This window comes from Paraburkholderia guartelaensis (genome assembly GCF_004353905.1).
GTDB classification, from domain to species: Bacteria; Pseudomonadota; Gammaproteobacteria; order Burkholderiales; family Burkholderiaceae; genus Paraburkholderia; species Paraburkholderia guartelaensis.
Genome location: NZ_SMOD01000144.1, coordinates 1 through 1637, shown reverse-complemented (window position 1 = coordinate 1637; position 1637 = coordinate 1). Strand labels below are relative to the sequence as shown.

Genomic DNA, 1637 nt, shown 5'->3' with positions numbered 1-1637 from the left:
GGCCGAGGCCGTGTGGAAACTGTTTTCTTTGCCCCGGAGTCGAGCTCGCCAGCCCGACCAATCAAGCTTGAGAACTCCGGCCCAACTTAACGTAGGATTTCGAGCGTAAAAAGCCCCTCCGGGCCTTACGTTCCGACCAGCTTCATCGCATTTATTGCCCTGCCAGCCCCAAGTATCTTGATGACGCGCTTCAGGTTGTAGGCCAACACTTGAAGACTCATTTCGGTACTCACCCGTCCAAGCGTCCTGGTCAGGAAGTGTGTGGCCCCCATCCAGTGCTTTAGCGTGCCGAAGACGTGCTCAACAGTGCTTCTGCGGATGGTCATTGCGTCAGGCTTGCGGTCTAGTCGACGCTGCATGGCATCAAGTATATGTTCGTGCTCCCATCGTCGAATTCGGCGGTAGTCGCTGGGCGAACATCGTTCCTTGAGCGGGCAACGCGGGCAGGCGCTCGGCCAGTACACCTGCAGCGTCATTCCGTGTTCCACGGTCGTGAATCGACGGATTGCGCGCTCGCCGGCGGGGCATCGATATTCGTCTTTCCCTGGAACGTAAACAAAGTCGCGCTTGGTAAAGAGTCCTTTCTTCCTTGACGCTGAAGTGAGGGGTTTCGGGACATACGGCGTGATCCCGGTCAGCTCGCATGTGCGGATATCCGGACCGCTGAAGTAGCCCCGGTCAGCCAGCACCTTCAGTTTGGGCTTGCCCATCGCTTTCTTCGCCGACGCAGCGATCCGGCCGAGTTGTCCGTGGTCACCTCCGACATTCGTTACGTCGTGTTCGACGATCAGATGATGCTTTGTATCTACGGCGACCTGAACGTTATAACCAACCGTTCCGGTTCTTTTGCCACCACTCGTCATGGAACGGGAGTCCGGATCGGTAAGCGACAACTGTCTGTCCGGTTCTTTCTTCAGTTGCTTTTTGATTCGCTTGAGCTCACGCATCTGCTCGCGCAAGATTGCGATCTTCTCATACAGCCGTTCAGTCCTCGCATCGAAACCCGTCGGACTGGTCCGGTCTGCGGTTTCAATCATGTCGAGATATCGCTGAACACTTTCCTCAATCTGCTGCTGACGCTTGTCGATCTTGCCTTCTGTGTAGTTCCTGTCACGGCTGTTTACAGCCTTGAACTTGCTGCCGTCAATAGCCACCATGTCGCTGCATAACAGTTTCAATCCGCGACACAGTTCGACGAAGCGACGGCATACATTGCGAATGGCCGGGCCGTTGTCGCGGCGAAAGTCGGCGATCGTCTTGAAGTCCGGCGTCAGACGCCCCGTCAACCACATCACCTCGACGTTCCGTTGGCATTCGCGCTCGAGACGCCTGCTAGATGGCACCCTGTTCAGATATCCATAGACGTAGATCTTGAGCATCACGCCCGGATGGTAGGACGGACGACCCGTGGCTGCTGGCGTGGTACCGTTGAAACCAAGTTCCGCAAGATCTAATTCATCGACGAAGGCATCGATGACCCGGACCGGATTGTCCTGCCCGATGTAGTCATCGACGCATTCGGGAAGTAATGCGACCTGCTTGCGGTCATCGCCTTCAACGAATCGCTTCATGAATCACCCGGTAACCATGCGTTGATTCAGTTTAGGCGATCCATGCGTTTTCACACGGCCTCGGCC

Annotated in this window: 1 protein-coding gene; it reads right to left on the bottom strand. The window is 56.1% G+C overall.

Going from position 1 to position 1637, the window contains the following annotated elements; translation table 11 throughout:
* Positions 1-125 precede the first annotated feature (125 nt).
* Complete coding sequence (locus E1N52_RS43625) at positions 126-1571, bottom strand: IS1182 family transposase (RefSeq protein ID WP_133191254.1); 1446 nt, start codon at positions 1569-1571, stop codon at positions 126-128.
* Between the last annotated feature and the right edge of the window lie 66 nt (positions 1572-1637).